Origin of the sequence: Desulfopila inferna (assembly GCF_016919005.1) — a bacterium.
Classification (GTDB): domain Bacteria; phylum Desulfobacterota; class Desulfobulbia; order Desulfobulbales; family Desulfocapsaceae; genus Desulfopila_A; species Desulfopila_A inferna.
In genome coordinates this window covers 1-435 of the sequence record NZ_JAFFQE010000041.1, presented here as the reverse complement: position 1 = coordinate 435, position 435 = coordinate 1, and the positions used below count along the sequence as shown (strand labels likewise).

Below are 435 nucleotides of genomic sequence, written 5' to 3'. Positions count from 1 at the left end.
CCGTAGAGCCGAGCCTATGCTCGGCTGACGCCCACGCGCGAACGGCAGCCGGGCGTGGGCTCGGCTCTACAGGAGCCTTACCAGCCTTCCAGCACGATCTTGCCCTTGGCGCGGTGGCTTTCCAGCAGCGCATGCGCGCGCCGCAGGTTGGCCGCGTCGATGCGCCCGAAGTGCTCGCCCAGGGTGGTCTGCAGCACGCCGGTGTCGACCAGCTCGGCCACCCGGTTCAACAGGTCGTGCTGGCGCTGCATGTCCGCCGTCCGGTACAGCGGGCGGGTGAACATCGATTCCCAGTGCAGCGACAGCGCCTTGCGCTTGAGCGCCATCACATCCACCTGGCCGGGGTCGTCGATCAGGCCGAACTGGCCCTGCGGCGCCAGCAGCTCGACGATCTGCGCGTAGTGCTGGTCGGAATGGGTCAGGCTGGCCACATGC

At 68.7% G+C, this 435-nt stretch carries 1 protein-coding gene; it reads right to left on the bottom strand.

The annotated features are described in order from the left end of the window. Nucleotides 1-77: 77 nt before the first annotated feature. A partial coding sequence (locus JWG88_RS21350; RefSeq protein WP_205235841.1) for a zinc-binding dehydrogenase occupies nucleotides 78-435 on the bottom strand: 358 nt, incomplete at its 5' end.